Annotated in this window: 17 protein-coding genes; 14 read left to right on the top strand and 3 right to left on the bottom strand. The window is 73.4% G+C overall.

From position 1 onward, the window contains the following. Nucleotides 1-10: 10 nt before the first annotated feature. From O2W53_RS15440 to O2W53_RS15430, 3 genes are read right to left on the bottom strand one after another with little or no spacing between them, the layout of a single operon-like run. A complete protein-coding gene (locus tag O2W53_RS15440; RefSeq protein WP_269163945.1) occupies nucleotides 11-1,108 on the bottom strand; it encodes a LacI family DNA-binding transcriptional regulator in 1,098 nt (365 codons plus the stop codon). After that, the gene (locus tag O2W53_RS15435; RefSeq protein WP_269163944.1) at nucleotides 1,105-2,022 is read right to left on the bottom strand and encodes a PmoA family protein; all 918 of its coding nucleotides are present in this window, start codon (nucleotides 2,020-2,022) and stop codon (nucleotides 1,105-1,107) included. Before O2W53_RS15435 ends, O2W53_RS15440 begins: the two co-directional genes overlap by 4 nt. A gap of 2 nt (nucleotides 2,023-2,024) precedes the next feature. After that, nucleotides 2,025-3,218 carry a Gfo/Idh/MocA family protein gene (locus O2W53_RS15430; protein ID WP_269163943.1) on the bottom strand — a complete coding sequence of 398 codons (1,194 nt, stop codon included), beginning with the start codon at nucleotides 3,216-3,218 and terminating at the stop codon, nucleotides 2,025-2,027. A gap of 413 nt (nucleotides 3,219-3,631) precedes the next feature. Here O2W53_RS15430 and O2W53_RS15425 point away from each other — a divergent pair, with 413 nt between their 5' ends. The 14 genes from O2W53_RS15425 (at nucleotide 3,632) to O2W53_RS15360 (ending at nucleotide 19,292) form a co-directional block, all read left to right on the top strand. Continuing rightward, nucleotides 3,632-4,597 (top strand): carbohydrate ABC transporter permease, encoded by a 966-nt coding sequence (locus O2W53_RS15425; RefSeq protein WP_269163942.1) that lies wholly within the window; start codon nucleotides 3,632-3,634, stop codon nucleotides 4,595-4,597. Nucleotides 4,598-4,604: 7 nt separating this feature from the next. Continuing rightward, nucleotides 4,605-5,477, top strand: a complete 873-nt coding sequence (locus O2W53_RS15420; RefSeq protein ID WP_269163941.1) for a carbohydrate ABC transporter permease — start codon at nucleotides 4,605-4,607, stop codon at nucleotides 5,475-5,477. A 59-nt stretch (nucleotides 5,478-5,536) separates the two neighbouring features. Next, the gene (locus O2W53_RS15415; RefSeq protein ID WP_269163940.1) at nucleotides 5,537-6,904 is read left to right on the top strand and encodes an ABC transporter substrate-binding protein; all 1,368 of its coding nucleotides are present in this window, start codon (nucleotides 5,537-5,539) and stop codon (nucleotides 6,902-6,904) included. An 83-nt stretch (nucleotides 6,905-6,987) separates the two neighbouring features. Beyond that, nucleotides 6,988-8,406 (top strand): Gfo/Idh/MocA family oxidoreductase, encoded by a 1,419-nt coding sequence (locus tag O2W53_RS15410; RefSeq protein ID WP_269163939.1) that lies wholly within the window; start codon nucleotides 6,988-6,990, stop codon nucleotides 8,404-8,406. A 29-nt stretch (nucleotides 8,407-8,435) separates the two neighbouring features. Next, nucleotides 8,436-9,584: a Gfo/Idh/MocA family protein gene (locus O2W53_RS15405; RefSeq protein WP_269163938.1), complete on the top strand. Its 1,149-nt coding sequence runs from the start codon at nucleotides 8,436-8,438 to the stop codon at nucleotides 9,582-9,584. Further along, complete coding sequence (locus O2W53_RS15400; RefSeq protein WP_269163937.1) at nucleotides 9,581-10,747, top strand: dihydrodipicolinate synthase family protein; 1,167 nt, start codon at nucleotides 9,581-9,583, stop codon at nucleotides 10,745-10,747. Before O2W53_RS15405 ends, O2W53_RS15400 begins: the two co-directional genes overlap by 4 nt. After that, complete coding sequence (locus O2W53_RS15395; protein WP_269163936.1) at nucleotides 10,744-11,595, top strand: sugar phosphate isomerase/epimerase family protein; 852 nt, start codon at nucleotides 10,744-10,746, stop codon at nucleotides 11,593-11,595. The genes O2W53_RS15400 and O2W53_RS15395 overlap by 4 nt, the downstream gene beginning before the upstream one ends. Continuing rightward, nucleotides 11,592-12,476, top strand: a complete 885-nt coding sequence (locus tag O2W53_RS15390) for an NAD-dependent epimerase/dehydratase family protein (RefSeq protein ID WP_269163935.1) — start codon at nucleotides 11,592-11,594, stop codon at nucleotides 12,474-12,476. Before O2W53_RS15395 ends, O2W53_RS15390 begins: the two co-directional genes overlap by 4 nt. Beyond that, nucleotides 12,473-13,564, top strand: coding sequence for a mandelate racemase/muconate lactonizing enzyme family protein (locus O2W53_RS15385; RefSeq protein WP_269163934.1), 1,092 nt, complete (start codon nucleotides 12,473-12,475; stop codon nucleotides 13,562-13,564). Before O2W53_RS15390 ends, O2W53_RS15385 begins: the two co-directional genes overlap by 4 nt. Before the next feature lie 99 nt (nucleotides 13,565-13,663). Then, the gene (locus O2W53_RS15380; protein WP_269163933.1) at nucleotides 13,664-14,773 is read left to right on the top strand and encodes an ABC transporter ATP-binding protein; all 1,110 of its coding nucleotides are present in this window, start codon (nucleotides 13,664-13,666) and stop codon (nucleotides 14,771-14,773) included. An 85-nt stretch (nucleotides 14,774-14,858) separates the two neighbouring features. Then, nucleotides 14,859-16,034: an MFS transporter gene (locus tag O2W53_RS15375; protein ID WP_269163932.1), complete on the top strand. Its 1,176-nt coding sequence runs from the start codon at nucleotides 14,859-14,861 to the stop codon at nucleotides 16,032-16,034. 181 nt (nucleotides 16,035-16,215) lie between these two features. Then, on the top strand, nucleotides 16,216-17,298 hold the full coding sequence (locus O2W53_RS15370; RefSeq protein ID WP_269163931.1) for an alkene reductase: 1,083 nt from the start codon (nucleotides 16,216-16,218) through the stop codon (nucleotides 17,296-17,298). Nucleotides 17,299-17,406: 108 nt separating this feature from the next. Further along, nucleotides 17,407-18,015 carry a maleylpyruvate isomerase family mycothiol-dependent enzyme gene (locus O2W53_RS15365; protein WP_269163930.1) on the top strand — a complete coding sequence of 203 codons (609 nt, stop codon included), beginning with the start codon at nucleotides 17,407-17,409 and terminating at the stop codon, nucleotides 18,013-18,015. A 197-nt stretch (nucleotides 18,016-18,212) separates the two neighbouring features. Further along, nucleotides 18,213-19,292, top strand: coding sequence for a LacI family DNA-binding transcriptional regulator (locus O2W53_RS15360; protein WP_269163929.1), 1,080 nt, complete (start codon nucleotides 18,213-18,215; stop codon nucleotides 19,290-19,292). The last annotated feature ends 1 nt before the right edge of the window (nucleotide 19,293 follow it).

The following is a 19,293-nucleotide window of genomic DNA, read 5'->3' as shown; positions in this document are numbered from 1 at the left end:
CCGGTGGTGGTCAGGCGAGCCGGCGGGTGCTGTCGCGCAGCACCACCTCGGCGTGGACCTTGACGGCCTGGCTCGTGGTCTGTGGTTCGGTGTCCAGCGCCAGCTGCGCCGCCCGGGCGCCCATCTCCTCCAGCGGCAGGTGCACCGAGGTGAGCGAGGGGACGACGTCGCGCAGCGGGGCGATGTCGTCGAAGCCGGCCAGCGAGACGTCGTCCGGCACGCGCACGCCGGCGGCCCGGAAGCCGGCCAGCGCGCCGAGGGCCATCACGTCGTTGACGGCGAAGACGCAGGTCGGCAGCGGGCCCTGGGCGATCAGCCGGGCGGCCAGGCTCTCTCCGCCCTCCCGGGTGAACTCCCCGTGCAGCACCTGCAGGTCGGCGACGTCGATCCCCTCGGCGGCCAGCCCCTCCCGGAAGCCGGTCAGCCGGTCGCGGGAGGTCAGCAGCCCGCGTGGCCCGGCGAGCACCGCGAAGCGGCGGTGGCCCAGCCGGCACAGCTCGCGGGCCAGGGCGCGCGCTCCGGTCCGGTTCTGCGGCACCACGGCGTGGGTGCCCAGCCGGTCCTGGCTGATCACCGCGGCCTGGCCGCCGGCCGCCGCGTAGCCCTCGAGCTCGTGGGCCAGCCGCTCGTTGTGCGCCCGGTCGGTGGTGCGGCTGCCGCAGATGATCAGCGCGCGCACCCGGTGGGAGCGCATCGTCTGGACGAACTCCAGCTCGCGGTCGACGTCGCTGTGCGTGCTGGCCAGGAACACCACGAGCTCGCGCTCCTCGACCTGCCGCATCACCCCGCCGGCGATGCTGGAGAAGTACGGGTCCAGGACGTCGTGGATGATCAGGCCGACCACGTTGCTGGCCCCCCGGGCCACCGCCTGGGCCTGGGCGTTCGGCGTGTACCGGAGTTCCTGGGCCGCGGCCAGGACCCGGCCGCGGTGCGGTTCACCGACCGAGCGGCTGCCGCTGAGCACCCGGGAGGCGGTGGCCAGCGAGACGCCGGCGTGGGCGGCGACCTCGGAGAGCAGGACGGGGCCGCTGCGCCGGACGACGGGGGCCCCGACGACCTCGTCCGGCGTGGCCCGGCGGCCGGTCGGGCTCTCCCGAGCAGCGGTCATCGCCGTCCACCTTGGCCCGGCGGGGCCGTGAGCGCATCCCCGATGGCCTGGGAGCTCGGCGTCCCGTCGGCCACCAGGGCCCGGAAGCTGCGGGTGGTGGCCGCCCCGGGGGCGAGCCGCACCGGGTGCTCGGCGGCCAGCTGGGAGCCCAGGCCGGGGTAGTCGTCGACGCGGACGAACCAGGGGTCGCCCTGGGTGGTCTCGTCGGTGCCGGCCAGCGCCACGGTGAACGGCGCCGGGCCGGTCGCGGCGAAGGCCACCCAGGCCGTCCGGGTGCCGTGCACGGCGTCCTCGCCCTCGGCGTCCGGGCTCCACACCCGGGCCCCGGTCACCGGGGGGAGCCGCCAGAACAGCCCGCCGTAACCGGCGCCGCTGCGCCCGTTGGTGGCGGGGCTGCCCAGCTCCACCGGGGCGTCGGTGGCGTTGCGCAGGGTGGTGGTCAGGTCGAGGGTCCAGGCGCCGGCGAGCGGAGCGGGCGCTGCCTGCACGGTGCGCTCCTCGGTGAGCAGCGTGCGCCCGTCCGGGCCCAGCCAGTCGAGGGTCTCCCGGAAACCGTCGGGTGCCTGCGCCGTCCACCCGGTGTGCACCTGGCGCCCGTGGTCGGCGCGCCAGGTGTAGCCCTGGTCGCGGAGGTAGGTGCGGCCGCCCCAGACGTTCGCCCCGCCGACGTCCTGCAGGGTGACCGAGACGCCCAGGTGCCAGCGGTGGTCCTCCGGCTGGGCGTCGGTGACCGGGGTGCCGGCCAGCGTGCTGACCGGGTGCAGGAACGGCCGGGGGGCGAGCACGCCGGGGAGCCCGGCGCCGTCCCAGCAGGTGGCGACCACCGTGCCGGCCACGGTGAGCGTGGTCAGCACCGTGCCGGGCGGCGAGGGCTCCTCCGGGACGTGCCCCTGGTGCAGGGCCTTGAGCGCCACGGTCAGTGCCCCACCGGGGACGGCGCGGCACCCGGCCGCCGCACGGCCGGGGCCGTGGCCCAGGGAGCGCCGAGCTCGGAGAACAGCCGCAGCTCCTCCGCGGCCCGGTCGACCAGCGCGTCGATGCCCGGGACGACCTGGTGGGCGGTGGTGCCCTCGCCCTCGGCCCGCCGGTGCGCGGCCGGGACCTCTGCCGGGTCCGGGGCGCAGCGCACCGCCTCCACGACCTCCATGAAGGAGCGGGTCGCCGCCGGGGGGACGAGCAGCGGCCGGGTGCGGTCCTGGAGGTGGGCCAGCAGGTCCTCGAGCAGGTCGGCGGCGTCGTGCGTCGTGGTCTCGTCGACCCCGCCGGCCTGCAGCCGCACCTCGCCGGTCTTGTAGGAGAGCGTGATCCGCCCGGTGCTCCCGTGCACGACCAGGACGGGGTCCCGCGGGTGCTCGGCGGCCAGCGTCGCGGCGATGGTGACGACGAGCCCGTCGGCGGTGCGGATCCGCAGGCAGGAGGTGTCGTCGGCCTCGATCGGGTTGGCCCGGTACAGCTCCACCTCGATCGACTCCAGCGAGCCGGCACCGGTGGCCCCGGCGAGGGCCAGGGCGGTGGCGACGGCGTGGGCGAAGGGGTTGGTGAGCGCGCCGTCGACGACCGGGACCCCGTCGACGCTGCGCCGCCCGGCCCAGCTGGCCCGGCCGTAGTAGGACGCGTCCCGGACCCACGCGCAGGCGCCGCCGATGCCCCGGACCGTGCCGATCGCCCCGCCCTCGACCAGCGAGCGCACCCGGCCGATGGCCGCTGAGCCCAGGCTCTGGAAGCCGATCTGGCAGGCCGCCCCGGTGCTCTCGATGCCCTCGACCAGCCGGTCGAACTCGGCCAGCGTCGGGGTGGGGGGCTTCTCCAGCAGCACGGCGCTGCCCGCCCGGGCGGCGGTGAGCGCCAGGTCGGTGTGGGTGTGGATCGGCGTGCAGATGATGGTCACGTCGGGGCTGGTCGCTGCGAGCAGCTCGTCCAGCGAGGCGGCGACGGGGACGTCGCCGGCCAGTGCACGCAACTCGTCGTCCAGCGGCCGCGGGTCGCAGATCCCGACCAGACGGACCTCGCCGGCCGCAGCCAGCCGGCGCAGGTTCTGCAGGTGCCAGCGACCGTGGCCGTGGGCTCCGACGAGCACCACCCGGCCGGCGGTTCGGGACTGTTCTGGCACGTGATCCCCCTTGACCGAGCCAGTCGTCGGCGCAGTCGCCGACGGGATGCTGAGCGTAGCCAGACCTGCCGAGATGGGAAAGGGCTTGCCGAGGAGTCGGCCCGGGCGCGTCGGACTCGGGATCGTCGGTCGACGCGAACGCGCTGGTCAGCTGGACGACGTCACTCTTGTGGCCGGATCGTGACCGAGTGGCCCGAGTCGACTCGTTGACATGCCCGAGCGGACCCGAGTAGAAAGCGCTTACCCACTTGTGAGGCAGAGCACAGCGGCAGCCGGGTGGTCCGGGCGGTCTCGTCGAGCGTTGACAGCAGTTCGGCCGGGGGTCTAGAAAGCGCTTACCAACATGTGAGCCACTGCACATCCGACGCACCGGACGACGTCGTCCGACGAGCTGCACAGAGAGGTGAGAGCCCGTGTCGTCAACGCTCGACGTCAAGTCGCGCGAACGCTCGCACGACGAGGCTCCCGGAGCCACGGGTCGTGCTGCGCCCCGTGGGCGGAAGTGGTGGACGCGTCGGCTCACGCCGTACCTGTTCCTCGCCCCGTGGTTCGCCGGCCTGCTGTTCATCACCGCCGGGCCGATCGCCGCCTCGGCGTACCTGTCCTTCACCGACTACAGCCTCATCGGGGCGCCCGAGTGGATCGGGCTGGCCAACTTCGAGCGGATGTTCGACGACCCGCGGTTCTACCAGTCGCTGAAGGTCACGTTCATCTACGTCGTCGTCTCCGTGCCGATCCAGCTGGCGTTCGCCCTGTTCCTGGCGATGATCCTGGACCGCGGCCTGCGCGGCCTGGCGCTGTACCGGTCGATCTACTACCTGCCCTCGCTGATCGGCGGCAGCGTCGCGATCGCCATCCTGTGGCGGCAGATCTTCGGCTCCGACGGGCTGCTCAACCAGGTGCTCCGGTTCGTGGGGTTCGAGAACCCGCCCGGCTGGGTCTCCGACCCCGACTACGCCCTCGGCACGCTGATCATCCTGAACGTCTGGACCTTCGGCGCCCCGATGGTCATCTTCCTGGCGGGGCTGCGGCAGATCCCGACCATGTACTACGAGGCGGCGTCCCTGGACGGCGCGGGGAAGGTCCGGCAGTTCCTGCAGGTCACCCTGCCGCTGCTCTCGCCGATCATCTTCTTCAACCTCGTGCTGCAGACGATCAACGCGTTCCAGACGTTCACGCAGGCGTTCATCGTCAGCGGCGGCACCGGTGGTCCGGCCGACTCGACGCTCTTCTACACGCTCTACCTCTACCAGCGCGGCTTCGGCAACTTCGACATGGGCTACGCCTCGGCGCTGGCCTGGTTCCTCCTGCTCATCGTCGGTGGGCTGACCGCGATCAACTTCTTCGCAGCGAAGTACTGGGTGTTCTATGGCGACTGACCTGACCGTGGCCCCCCCTGTGGCCGCCACGGAGAAGCTGCCCGACCGGGAGAAGAAGCAGCGGCCGCGCTGGCTGGCGCACATCGTGCTCATCCTCGGTGCGCTGCTCATGCTCTACCCGCTGCTGTGGATGCTCTCCAGCTCGTTCAAGTTCACCGAGGACATCTTCAGCCAGACCGGGTTGATCCCCGAGCGCGTCACCGGGCAGAACTACCCCGACGGCTGGACCGCGCTGCCGCGGGACTTCGGCCACTACATCTGGAACTCGCTGGTCATCGTCGTCGGTTCGATCATCGGCAACCTGCTGGCCTGTTCCTTGGCGGCCTACGCATTCGCTCGGCTGGACTTCAGGTTCAAGAAGTTCTGGTTCGCGGTGATGCTCGGGACGATGATGCTGCCGATCCACGTGGTGATCGTGCCGCAGTACATCCTGTTCTCCGAGCTCGAGTGGATCAACACGTACTGGCCGTTGATCGTGCCGAAGCTGCTGGCCACCGACGGCTTCTTCATCTTCCTGATGGTGCAGTTCATCCGGGGCATCCCGACCGAACTGGACGAGGCCGCCCGGATCGACGGCTGTGGGCACTTCGCGATCTTCTGGCGGATCGTGATCCCGCTGTCGGTGCCGGCCCTGGCCACCACGGCCATCTTCACCTTCATCTGGACCTGGAACGACTTCTTCAGCCAGCTGATCTTCCTGACCGACCCGGAGATGTACACCGTCCCGGTCGCCCTGCGGACGTTCGTCGACGCGACGAGCCAGACGCCGTGGGGTCCTGTCTTCGCCATGTCGATCGTCGCCCTGGCGCCGGTCTTCGGCTTCTTCCTCGCGGGCCAGCGCTATCTCGTCCGAGGCATCGCCACCACGGGGCTCAAGTGACACCACCCCACGGCTCACGCGGCACCCATTCACGCAGCACTTACAAGGAGGTAAGGAACGTGCACACGAACCGGACGAATTGGGCGCGTGCGCCCTGGCCCACCCGCCTCGGCGTGACCGGCGGCGTCCTCGGGCTGCTGCTGACCACCGCTGCCTGCGGCGGCGACAGCGGCGGCGGAGGCGGTGGTGCGGCTGCCGACGGCGGCACCACCCGGGAGGACGGCCCGGTCAGCATGCGGATGTCGTGGTGGGGCAGTGACACCCGGCACGCGGCCACCCAGCAGCTGATCGACCTCTACGAGTCGGAGAACGAGGGCGTCACGATCGAGGGCGACTTCACCGGCTTCGCCGACTACTGGGACCGGCTCGCCACGGGCACCGCCGGTGGCCAGGCGCCGTGCGTCATGCAGCAGGACACCCGCTACGTGCGGGAGTACGCCGACCGCAACGCGCTGCTGGACCTGACGCCGTACATCGAGGACGGCACCATCGACACCAGCAACCTCGACGAGAACGTCGCCGAGACGGGCATGGTCGAGGACGCCACCTACGCGATCCCGACCGGGGTGAACGCCTTCTCCGTGGTCATCGACCCGGCGGCCTACGAGGCCGCCGGGGTGCCGGTGCCCGACGGTTCGTCCTGGACCTGGGAGGAGATGGTCGACACCGCCGCCCAGGTCACCCAGGCGACCGGCGGCCAGGTGTACGGCATGCAGGCGATGGGCCTCAACGGTGGTGACACCAACTTCGAGGTCTACGCCCGGGAGCAGGGTGAGGCGCTGTTCGACGAGAACGGCGAGATCGGCTTCACCCAGGAGACCCTGGCCGAGTGGTGGAACATCGAGAAGCAGGCGTCGGAGACCGGCGCCGAGCCGCCGCCGTCCACCACCGTCGAGGTCTTCAACGGCGGGGTCGACCAGGCGCTGGTCGCCACCGGCCGGGGTGCCTCGGGGTTCTGGTGGACCAACGAGCTGCCCGCCCTGACCGCGGGGGCCGGCACCGAGCTGCAGTTCATGCGGTTCCCCACCGAGGAGGGGGACGGCGAGACCGGCATGTACCTGAAGCCGGCCATGTTCTGGGCGGTCAGCAGCAGCTGCGAGAGCCCGCAGGAGGCCGCGATGCTGGTCGACTGGCTGATCAACTCCGAGGACGCGGTGGAGATCATCAAGGCCGACCGCGGCCTGCCGGTGAACACCGAGCTGCGTGACCAGATCGCCCCGACGCTGGACCCGGCCGGTCAGGCCGCCGTGTCCTTCGTCGAGGAGATCACCCCGGACCTGCAGGACCCGCCGGCGCTGCCCCCGCAGGGCGCCGGTGAGGTGCAGGCGATCCTGCAGCGCTACACCGAGCAGATCCTGTTCGACCAGATCTCGGTGGAGGACGCCGCCGAGCGGTTCATGACCGAGGTCGAGTCGGCGATCGCCTGATCGCCGGCCAGGGGGCGGCCGGTCACCGGCCGCCCCCTGGCACCCCCTCCCTGCGCCACCCGCCCCACCACCGAGAGGGAGACGTGACCACCACCGCCTCGTCCGCGCCCCCGGAGCCGCGTCGCTACGCGATCGTCGGCACCGGCCACCGCGCCGAGATGTACGTCGCGGCGCTGCTGGGCAGCCATGCCGACGTCGGCCGGCTCGTCGCCCTCTGCGACCCCAACAGCACGCGGATGGCCTACTACCAGCGCCAGTTCGCCGCAGCCCACCCCGGCGCGGCGCCGCTGCCGGCCTACGGGCCCGAGGACTTCGACACGATGCTCGACCGGGAGCAGCCCGACGTCGTCATCGTCGCGAGCACCGACTTCACCCACGCCGAGTACATCACCCGCGCGCTGCGCGCCGGTCGCGACGTGATCACCGAGAAGCCGCTGACCACCGACGCCGCCGGCTGCCGCACCATCGTCGACGCCGTCGACGAGACCGGCCGCGACCTCGTCGTCACCTTCAACTACCGCTACTCGCCGCGGAACGCCGCCGTCCGCCGGCTCGTCGCCGAGGGCGCCATCGGTGCGGTCACCTCGGTGCACTTCGAGTGGGTGCTGGACTCCGTCCACGGCGCCGACTACTTCCGCCGGTGGCACCGGGACAAGTCGCTGTCCGGCGGCCTGTTCGTGCACAAGGCCACGCACCACTTCGACCTGGTCAACTGGTGGGTCGGCGCGGTGCCGGAGACCGTCTTCGCCCTCGGTGACCTGCGCTTCTACGGCGACGCCAACGCCAAGGAGCGGGGCCTGGGCGAGCGCCCGGCGCGCAGCCACGGCGCCCCGGACGCCGGCCGCGACCCGTTCGCCCTCGACCTGGCCGGCAACGACCGGCTGCGCCAGCTCTACCTGGAGGCGGAGGCCGAGGACGGCTACATCCGCGACCAGGACGTGTTCTCCCCGGGCATCACCATCGAGGACAACATGGCGCTGCTGCTCCGCTACGCCGACGGCCCGGTGCTCAGCTACTCGCTCAACGCCCACGGCCCCTGGGAGGGCTACCGGGTGAGCATCAACGGCACCGAGGGCCGGATCGAGCTGTCGGTGGTCGAGCGGGCCGCGGTCGTCGCCGCGGACGACGTCATCGGCGGGTTCGGCGTCGCCGTCGACCCCAGCGCCACGCCCGAGGAGGTCCAGGCGGCCTCCGGTGCCCGGAGCGAGGGCACCGAGCTGGTGCTGCAACGCCGCTGGGAGGCCGCCCAGCGGATCGAGGTCCCCGAGGGGCCCGGTGCGCACGGCGGTGGCGACGCCCTGCTGCTCGACGACCTGTTCCGCCCCGGCACCCGGTCGGACCCGCTGGGCCAGGCGGCCGGCTGGCTCGACGGCGTCCGCAGCGTCCTCGTCGGCGCGGCCGCCAACCAGTCCCTGACCACCGGCCAGGTCGTGCACCTGGCCGACTACGGCATCCCGCTGCGGCCCGAGGCCGCAGCCGCTCCCGCCGGGAGCACCCGATGACCCCCTCACCCGCTTCGGAGGCAAGCACCGTGGACAGCTCGATCGGCATCATCATGAACGGCGTCACCGGCCGGATGGGCTACCGCCAGCACCTGGTCCGGTCCATCCTCGCGATCCGGGACGCCGGTGGGCTGCAGCTCGCCGACGGCCGCCGGGTCGTGCCCGAGCCGATCCTGGTGGGCCGCAACGAGCGCAAGCTGGCCGACCTCGCCGCCCAGCACGGCATCGAGCGGTGGACGACGGACCTGGACGAGGCGCTGCGGGACGACTCCGCACCGATCTACTTCGACGCCCAGGTGACCCAGGCGCGGGAGAAGTCGATCAAGGCCGCGATCGCCGCCGGCAAGCACATCTACACCGAGAAGCCGACCGCGGAGTCCCTCGAGGGCGCCCTGGAGCTGGCCCGGCTGGCCGCCGAGGCCGGGGTCAAGAACGGCGTCGTCCACGACAAGCTCTACCTGCCGGGCCTGGTCAAGCTGAAGCGGCTGATCGACGGCGGCTTCTTCGGCCAGGTCCTGTCGGTGCGCGGCGAGTTCGGCTACTGGGTGTTCGAGGGCGACTGGCAGGAGGCCCAGCGGCCGAGCTGGAACTACCGCAAGGAGGACGGCGGCGGCATCGTCGTCGACATGTTCTGCCACTGGTCCTACGTGCTGGAGAACCTCTTCGGCCGGCCGGAGGCGGTCACCGCCAAGGCGGTCACCCACGTCCCCACCCGGATCGACGAGCACGGGCAGCCGTACCCGGCCACCGCCGACGACGCCGCCTACGGCATCTTCGAGCTGCCCGGCGGCGTGATCGCGCAGATCAACTCCTCCTGGGCGGTGCGGGTCTACCGCGACGAGCTGGTCGAGTTCCAGGTCGACGGCACCGAGGGCAGCGCCGTCGCCGGGCTGCGCGAGTGCAAGATCCAGCACCGGGCCACCACCCCGAAGCCGGTCTGGAACCCCGACCTCCCGGTCACCGAGCGGTTCCGGGACCAGTGGCAGGTCGTGCCGGACAACGCCGACCTGGACAACGGCTTCCGGGCGCAGTGGGAGCAGTTCCTCCGCCACGTGCTGGAGGACGCCCCGCACGCCTACGACTTCCTCGCCGGTGCCCGCGGCGTGCAGGTGGCCGAACTGGGCCTGCAGTCCTCGGCCGAGGGGCGCCGCATCGAGATCCCCGAGGTGACGGTGTGAGCGGCCCGACCGTCCGGCTGCCCCGGGCCGACGGCACGGTCGCCGAGCACCGGCTCGGCGAGCCCGGCGCCTTCACGCGCCCCGACGGCCCGCTGACCAGCCGCACCGCCTACGCCGCGGCGCACGTGGTGGCCGACCCGTTCGGCGACAACACCCCCGGTGCGCCGGTGGACGTCGACTGGGAGGCGACGCTCGCCTTCCGCCGGCACCTGTGGTCCTACGGCCTGGGCGTCGCCGACGCGATGGACACCGCCCAGCGCGGCATGGGCATGCCCTGGAGCACCACCGCCGAGCTGATCCGCCGCTCGGCCGCCGAGGCCCAGGCCTGCGGCGGGCTGCTGGCCTGCGGTGCGGGCACCGACCAGGCGCCGGCCGACCTGGCCAGCACCGACGAGGTGCTGGCCGCCTACCTCGAGCAGATCGAGGTGGTCGAGGGCGCCGGCGCGAACGTGATCATCATGGCCAGCCGGCAGCTGGCCCGGGTGGCCCGTAGCGCCGACGACTACGCCAAGGTCTACGCCCGGCTGCTCGAGCAGGTGTCCCGGCCGGTGGTCCTGCACTGGCTCGGCCCCATGTTCGACCCGGCGCTGGCCGGCTACTGGGGCTCGGCGCAGCTGACCGAGGCCACCGACACCGTGCTGCAGGTGATCGCCGACCACAGCGCCAAGGTCGACGGCATCAAGGTCTCCATGCTCGACGAGGCGCACGAGGTGGACATGCGTCGCCGGCTGCCCGACGGCGTCCGGCTCTACACCGGCGACGACTTCAACTACCCGACCCTGGTGCGCGGGGACGGCGAGTCGTACTCGCACGCCCTGCTGGGCATCTTCGACGCGATCGCCCCGGCCGCCTCCACCGCCCTGCAGGCGCTGGACCGCGGGGACCTGGCCACCTACGACCGGCTGCTCGAGCCGACCGTGGCGCTGTCCCGGCACCTGTTCGGCACGCCCACGTACTACTACAAGACCGGCATCGTCTTCCTGGCCTGGCTGGCCGGCCACCAGCAGGGCTTCCGGATGGTCGGCGGGCTGGAGAGCTCGCGCAGCCCGGTCCACCTGGCCGAGGTCTTCCGGCTGGCCGACGCCGCCGGGCTGCTGCCCGACCCGGAGCTCGCCGCCGGGCGGATGAGCACGTACCTGTCGACCGTGGGGGTGGCCCAGTGACCGCCGACCCGCGGCTGGCCAGGCTGTCGATCAACCACAAGACGGTCGAGGGCTGGTCGATGCCCGACTTCGTCGACGGGGTGGCCGCGGCGGGGCTCTCCGCGCTCGGCGCCTGGCGCGAGCCGGTCGCCGAGTTCGGCCTGGAGCGGTCCGCGAAGCTGATCCGGGACGCCGGCCTGCGGGTCACCTCGCACTGCCGCGGCGGGTTCCTCACCGCGACCGACCCGGTCGCCCGGGCCACGGCGCTCGCGGACAACCGGCGGGCGATCGACGAGGCCGCCACCCTGGGCGCCGAATCGCTGGTCATGGTGGTCGGCGGCCTGCCCGCAGGCTCCCGCGACCTGGTCGGCGCCCGGGAGCGGGTGGCCCAGGCGCTGGCCGAGCTGGTCCCCTACGCCGGCGAGCGGGGCGTGCGGCTGTCCCTGGAGGCGCTGCACCCGATGTACTGCGCCGACCGGGCCGTGCTCTCCACCCTCGCCCAGGCCCTCGACCTGGCGGCGCCCTTCCCGTCGGCGCAGGTGGGCGTGGTCGTCGACACCTTCCACCTCTGGTGGGACCCGGAGGTCTGGGCGTCGATCGCCCGGGCCGGTGACCGGATCGCCTCCTTCCAGGTCTGCGACTTCCTCATGCCCATCCCGGCCGACGCGCTGATGGCCCGCGGCTACATGGGCGACGGGGTGATCGACTTCCCGCCGTTCGTGGCCGCGGTCGAGGCGGCGGGCTGGACCGGGGACGTCGAGGTGGAGATCTTCAACGCCGACGTCTGGGCCCAGCCCAAGGCCGAGGTCGTGGAGACGGTGAAGCAGCGCTACCTGGACGTCGTGCTGGCGGACGGGGTGCCCGCATGAGGGTGCTGGTGACCGGGGGCGCCGGCCGGCTCGGCCGCAGCGTCGTGGACGGGCTGGCCGACGCCGGCCACGAGGTGGTCTCGGTCGACGTCACCGCCGCGCCGCTGGAGAAGGCCGCCGCGACGTTCCCGGCCGACCTGACCGACCTCGGCCAGGCCTACGGGGTGATGGCCCGGTACCGGCCGGACGCCGTCGTCCACCTGGCGGCGATCGCCGTCCCGTTCAGCCGGCCCGAGTCGGTCATCCACGCCACCAACACCGCGCTGGCCTACAACGTGCTGCAGTCCGCCATCGATCTCGGTGTCGGCACCGTGGTCACGGCCAGCAGCCCCACCGTCATGGGCTACGGCAGCCCGGCCGGCTGGGCGCCGCGGTACCTGCCGCTTGACGAGGAGCACCCGGCGCGGCCGTGGAACGCCTACGGGCTCTCCAAGCTGGCCGCCGAGCAGACCATGCGGATGTTCGCCGCCCAGTACGGCGACCGGGTGCGGCTGGCGGCGTTCCGGCCGTGCTTCGTCATCGCGCCGGAGGAGTGGGCGGGGGCGCCGACCCAGCAGGGGCACACGGTGCGCGAGCGGATCGCCGACCCGCGGCACGGCGCGGTCGCGCTGTTCAACTACGTCGACGCCCGTGACTGCGCGGACTTCCTGGACACCCTGCTGGGCAAGGCCGGCGAGGTGCCCAACGGCGAGGTCTTCTTCGTCGGCGCCCAGGACGCGCTGGCCGAGGCGCCGCTCGCCGAGCTGCTCCCGGAGTTCTCCGGGGTCGCCCCGGAGCTCGCCGCCGGCCTGACCGGCACGAGCCCGGCGTTCAGCACCGCCAAGGCGGAGCGGCTGCTGGGCTGGACGGCGTCGCGCAGCTGGCGCACGGAGCTGCGATGAGCACGGTCACCGGGCTGTCCAGCCGGCTGTTCCGGCTGCCGCTGTCCCGGCCGTGGGGCGCCGACGTGCCCGCGCTGCACCTGCTGGTCACCGAGCTGGAGACCAGCGACGGCCGCACCGGCACCGGGTTCAGCTGGACGCCGTCGATCGGGGCCCGCGCGCTGCAGTCGCTGGTCGATCACGACGTCGCCCCGATGGTCGTCGGTGGGCCGGTGGAGCCCGGCGTCGTCTGGGACCGGCTCTGGTGGCACCTGCACGAGGCGGGCGGCGGCGGGCTGACCACGATGGCGATCGCCGCCGTCGACACCGCGCTGTGGGACCTCGCGGCCAAGGCCGCCGGGCAGAGCCTGGTCGACCACCTGGGCCGCCGGCGCGACTCGGTCGCCGTCTACGGCAGCGGGGTCAACTTCCACTACTCCCTCGAGGAGCTGGTCGCGCAGACCGAACGCTGGGTCGCCGACGGCTGCACCGCGGTGAAGATCAAGGTGGGCCGCCCCGACCTGGCCGAGGACGTCGAGCGGGTGGCCGCCGTGCGCGCGGCGCTCGGGCCGCACCGCCGGCTGATGGTCGACGCCAACCAGCGCTGGGACCTGCCGACGGCGATGCGCGCGGTCCGGGCGATGGCGCCCTACGACCTGTACTGGGTGGAGGAGCCGCTGGTCGCCGACGACCTGCCGGCGCTGGGCCGGCTGCACGACGCCGGGCTGGGCGTGCCGATCGCGGTGGGGGAGAACGTCTACACCGCGTTCCAGTACCGCGCGCTGCTGGCTTCCGGAGCGGCGGACGTGGTCCAGCCCAACGTGGTGCGGGTCGGCGGGATCACCCCGTTCCTGCGGATCGCCCAGCTCGCGGCGGCGGCGAGCGTGCCGGTGGCGCCGCACCTGCTGCCGGACGTGTCCGGGCAGCTGGCGATGTGCCTGCCGCTGACCACCATGGTCGAGGACGTCGAGGACGCCTCGTTCGCGGCGCTGGGCGCACTCGCCCAGCCCAGCGGGGTGACCATCGCCGACGGCGTGCTCCGGGCGCAGACGGCGCCCGGCCACGGGCTGGTCTTCGCCACCGACCGGATGGAGGCGCTGGACGGCTGAGCCGCCGGCGCGTGCACCACACCATTGATCACGGAAAGCGCTTGCCGTACGGTGACGGCAGTCACAGGCGCGACAGCGCACGAGCGAGGGAGCTCCCCCATGGCATCGGTCACCTACGACAAGGCGACCCGGCTCTACCCCGGCAGCGACAAGCCGGCGGTCGACCAGCTCGAGCTGCAGATCGAGGACGGTGAGTTCCTGGTCCTCGTCGGCCCCTCCGGCTGCGGGAAGTCCACCTCGCTGCGGATGCTCGCCGGCCTGGAGGAGGTCGACGGCGGCGCGATCCGGATCGGGGACAAGGACGTCACCGACGTCGAGCCGAAGGACCGGGACATCGCGATGGTGTTTCAGAACTACGCGCTCTACCCGCACATGAGCGTCGCCGACAACATGGGCTTCGCGCTGAAGATCGCCGGGATGGGCAAGGAGGAGCGCCGCTCCCGGGTCGTCGACGCGGCCAAGCTGCTCGACCTGGAGCCGTACCTGGACCGCAAGCCGAAGGCGCTCTCCGGTGGGCAGCGCCAGCGCGTGGCGATGGGCCGGGCGATCGTCCGCTCCCCGCAGGTCTTCCTGATGGACGAGCCGCTGTCCAACCTGGACGCCAAGCTCCGGGTGCAGACCCGCACCCAGATCGCCTCGCTGCAGCGCCGGCTGGGCATCACCACCGTCTACGTCACCCACGACCAGGTCGAGGCGATGACCATGGGCGACCGGGTCGCGGTGCTCAAGGACGGCGTCCTCCAGCAGGTCGCCAGCCCCCGGGAGATGTACGACCGCCCGGCCAACGTCTTCGTCGCGGGCTTCATCGGCTCCCCGGCGATGAACCTGGCCGAGGTGCCGCTGGTCGACGGTGGCGCCCGGCTCGGGGACATCCGGGTCGAGCTCCCGCGGGAGACCCTGACAGCTGCCGGTGCGGACCAGTCCGTCACGCTCGGGTTCCGGCCCGAGGCGCTGGAGCTGGCCGAGCCCGGGCAGGGCTTCAAGGTCAAGGTCGACCTGGTCGAGGAGCTGGGCTCCGACGCCTTCGTCTACGCCACGATCGCCGACGAGCAGCTGGCCGAGCACCTGCACGGCGGCGACACCGCGCAGATCGTGGCCCGCGTCGACGCGCGGCGCCCACCGGCCAAGGGCGGCGACGTGTGGCTGAGCATCCGGCCCGGCGAGGAGCACGTCTTCTCCACCAGCACCGGCCGGCGACTGTCCCACTGATGGCGGGCCCCGTCCTCCCCACCCTGCGCGAGCTCGGGGCGGGACTCGGGACGGGGCCGACAGGGCTGGGCCCGGGGCGGGGGCGATGACCGATCCCCTTCCGGGGCGGGCGCCGCGGTGGCTGTTCCAGCTGCTGGGTGTGATGGTGCTGATCCAGGCGGCCATCGCGGTCGCCCGGCCGGTCTCCGCCTACCGGGCGATCGACCTGGGTGCCGGGGCCACCGAGATCGGCCTGCTCACCGCGGCGTTCGCGCTGCTGCCGATGGTGGTGGCGTTGCCCCTGGGCCGGGCGGCCGACCGCTGGCGGCCGGAGCCGATCCTGGTCAGCGGCGTGGTGCTGCTGGTGGTCGGCTGCGTGCTGCTGGCCACCAGCGGCTCGTTGCTGGCCGTGGCGCTGGGCAACGTGGTCCTCGGCCTGGGCAACCTCGGCTGCATCGTCGGCGGGGAGAACGTCGTCGCCCGGCTGCCCGGGGACCGGCTGGACTCCGGTTTCGGGCTGTTCACCGCGGTCGTCTCGGCCGGGCAGCTGGTCGGGCCGGCGCTGGCCGGGGCGGTGCTGGCCACCGCGCCGGGGGAGCTGTCCACCGGCACCGCCCGCGCGCTGATGCTCTCCGCCGCGCTGTGCGCGCTCGCGCTGCCGGCGTCCTGGTGGCTGGCCAGCGGTCGGCGGTTCCCGGCGGCCGCGGCCCGGCCGACCGGCCGGACGTCGGCCTTCGGGCTGCTCGGCCGACCGGCGGTGCGCTCCGGGATCTTCGCCAGCCTGGTGCTGGCTGCCGCGGTCGACCTGCTGACCGCCTACCTGCCGCTGCTCGGGGAGAACCGCGGCATCTCCCCGGCGGTGGTCGGGGTGCTGCTCAGCGTCCGCGCCGGCGCCACGGTGGCCTCACGGGTGCTGGTGCAGCGGATGCTGGTCCGGGTCGGCCGGGCCCGGTTGGTCGTGCTGAGCACCGTCGGCTCGGGGATCGCCGTGGCGTTCCTCCCGGCCACCGGCAACGTCTGGGCGCTCGGCGCACTGCTGGCGCTGATCGGGTTCCTGCTCGGCGTGGGCCAGCCGCTGCTGATGACGCTGATCATCCGGGCCGTCCCCGACGACGCCCGCGGCACCGCACTGGCGCTGCGGCTGGTGGGCAACCGGGTCGGGCTGGTCGGCACCCCGGCGGCGGCCGGGCTGCTGGCCGGGACGGCCGGGGTCTCCGCGGCGTTCTGGCTGCTCGGCGGCCTGCTGGCGGTCGCCGTGGTCGGCGCGCGGCACAGCGACTGAGCGACCGGCGGGGGAGGCGCCTCCGCCGAGTGACAGCTGAGCGGGCTCTCGCGCCGGAGGAAGCCCACTCAGCTGTCACTCGGCAACGGCCGCAGCGCATCCGGCACCGGTGGTCCTCCGAGACCAGTGATGCACAACGCAGTGGGGAATGGTCGCCGCTCGCGACGGCCTTCCGCCTGGCATGGACCTGTTCTCCCCCGTCACGCTCGGCGACCTCGAGCTCGCCAACCGCGTCGTCATGGCGCCGCTGACCCGCATGCGCTCCGGTGCCGCCGGCGTCCCCGGTGACCTGGTGGTCGAGCACTACGCGCAGCGGGCCGGTGTCGGCCTGATCATCACCGAGGGCACCTACCCGAACGCCGAGTCGCGCGCCTACCCCGGCCAGCCGGGGATCGCCGACGACGAGCAGGAGGCCGGCTGGCGGCGCGTCGCCGAGGAGGTGCACGCCCGCGGCGGTCGCATCGTCATGCAGGTGATGCACGGTGGCCGGGTCTCCCACACCGACATCGCCGGCACCGACCGGATCGTCGCCCCGTCGGCCATCGCCATCCAGGGCGAGGCGCACACCCCCAAGGGCAAGGCGGCCTACCCGGTCCCGCACGCGCTGACCACGGAGGAGGCGCGCGCCACGGTGGCCGACATCGTCGCCGCGTCGAAGCGCGCCGTCGCCGCCGGCCTGGACGGCGTGGAGGTCCACGGCGCCAACGGCTACCTGCTGCACGAGTTCCTGTCGCCCGCCTCCAACCAGCGGGACGACGTCTACGGCGGCTCCCCGGAGAACCGGGCCCGGTTCGTGATCGAGGTCGTCACCGCGGTCGCCGAGGCCATCGGTGCGGGCAAGGTCGGGCTGCGGATCTCGCCCGCCCACAACATCCAGGACGTGCTGGAGACCGACCCGGACGACGTCCGGGCCACCTACGGCGCACTGCTCGACGCGCTCCGTCCGCTGGGCCTGGCCTACCTGTCGGTGCTGCACGCCGAGCCGGCCGGCGAGCTCGTCCAGGAGCTCCGCCGCCGCTTCGCCGGCCCGCTGATCGCCAACAGCGGCTTCGGGACCGTGACCACCCGCGCCGAGGCGGTGCAGCTGATCGAGGCCGCGCACGCCGACGCCGTGGCGGTCGGCCGCGCGGTCATCGCCAACCCCGACCTGGTCGCGCGCTGGGCCGGCGAGCACGCGGAGAACGAGCCGAACCCGGCCACGTTCTACGCCGCGGGTGCCGAGGGCTACACCGACTACCCGACCCTGCAGCTCAGCCAGAGCTGAGCGCTTCCGCCGGCGCCGTGGGCGATGAGTCCCGGCGCCGGCGGACGTCTTCGTAGGTGAGGCGCCCGGACGGGCGTCCACCGAGCGTGGGCGAGGGAAGGCATCGAGATGACCGGGAACGCGCATGACCTGCAGTCCTGGGCGGCGAGGACGTACGACGGGCTCGCCGACCTGCTGGCCGACGGGCCGGCCGGGGCCTGGGACGCCCCCTCGCTCTGCGCGGGCTGGCGGGTCCGGCACGTGGTGGCCCACGTGACCATGCCGGCGCGGCTGTCGGCCGAGCAGTTCGGTGCCGAGATGGCGGCGGCCGGCGGGGACTTCACCGTGCTCTCCGACACCGTGGCGGCCCGGGACGCGTCCCTGCCCGCCGCCGAGCTCCTGGCTGCGCTGCGCTCCTCGACGCTGCACGGCTGGCAACCCCCGGGCGGTGGCGCGGTCGGTGCACTCAGCCACGCCGTCATCCACTCCCTCGACGTGACCGTCGCGCTCGGCGAGCCGCCGGTGGCACCGGCCGAGGGCGTGCTCGCCGTCCTCGACCAGCTCACCGCGGCGGACGGTGCGTACTTCGGGATCGACCTGACCGGCCTCCGCGTGGAGGCCGCGGACACCGCCTGGAGCTGGGGGGACGGCGAGGTCGTCCGCGCGGACAGCGGCCACCTGGTCGCCCTGCTGAGCGGCCGCACGCTCCCCGACGGCCGAGCCCTGCCCCGGACCTGACCCCCGCCAGGGTGGCGCCGTTGTGCGCTGATCGTCGCTTCCCGGGCGGCGGACCGACGACCAGCGCACAACGGCGGGCCGAGCGGCCGCGCGGTCACGGAACCGTTGCGGACCGTTCAGCCCCTTGACATGTGGTCGTCGTCACCCCGACGATCCCCCGCATGACTACGTTGTCATCGGGATCGACCGACGAGTCGATGACTACGTTGTCATCGGACGTCGCCGCAGGTGCGGGCGCTGGTCGGACGCTCGGCCGGCTGCCCACGATGGTCGACGTCGCCCGCGCCGCCGGCACCTCGCAGAAGACCGTCAGCCGGGTGGTCAACGCCGAGCCCGGCGTCCGTCCCGAGACGATCGAGCGGGTGCAGCGGGCGATCGCCGAGCTGGGCTTCCGCCGGCACGACGGCGCCAGTCACCTGCGCCGGGGCACCAGCACCGCGAGCATCGGCCTGGTCCTCGAGGACCTCGCCGGCCCGTTCTACGCCGCGCTCACCGCGGGCGTGGAGCGCCGGGCCCGCGAGCACGGGTACCTGCTGCTCACCGGCTCCGCGGACGGGGACGCCGAGCGCGCCGGCCGGCTGGTGCAGGCCTTCGCCGCCCGCCGGGTCGACGGTCTGCTCATCGCACCGAACCTGGTCGGCGACGAGGTGCTCACCGCCAACCTGCCGCCCGACGTCCCGGCGGTGCTGCTCGACCGGCCCAGCGCCGACCACGGCACCGACGAGGTGCTGTCGGACAACGCCGGCGGCATCGCCTCGGCCGTGCACCACCTGGCCGAGCGCGGGCACCGGTCGATCGCCTACCTGGGCGACGACGAGCGGTTCTGGACCTCCCGCCAGCGCCGCGACGGCTTCCTCGCCGCCTGCGCCGAGCGCGGCCTCCGCACCGAGGGCCTGGTGTCCCTCGGCGCGCTGACCCCCGAGCGCATCGCCGCCGCGGTGTCGGGTTGGGCTTCGGCCGGGGTCACCGCCGTGGTGACCGGCAACAACCGGGCCAGCGTCGCCCTGCTGCACCACCTGCACGCGCGCACCGGTCCGCGCCCCGCGCACGTCGGCTTCGACGAGCTCGACCTCGCCGACCTCCTCGACCCGCCGCTCACCACGGTCGCCCAGGACGCCGCCGGCATCGGCTCGGCCGCGGTCGACCTGCTGTTCGAGCGGCTCGCCACGCCGACCCTGCCGCCCCGCTCGGTCGTCGTCCCCACCCGTCTCGTCGTCCGGCGGTCCAGTCCGCCGCCGGACGGCGCGTCCGCACCACCCGTCAGGAACGACCGATGAC

Source organism: Modestobacter sp. VKM Ac-2978 (assembly GCF_026968025.1).
Taxonomy (GTDB): Bacteria; Actinomycetota; Actinomycetes; order Mycobacteriales; family Geodermatophilaceae; genus Modestobacter.
The sequence above is the reverse complement of the archived record's forward strand: the minus strand, read 5'-3'. Positions and strand labels throughout refer to the sequence as shown.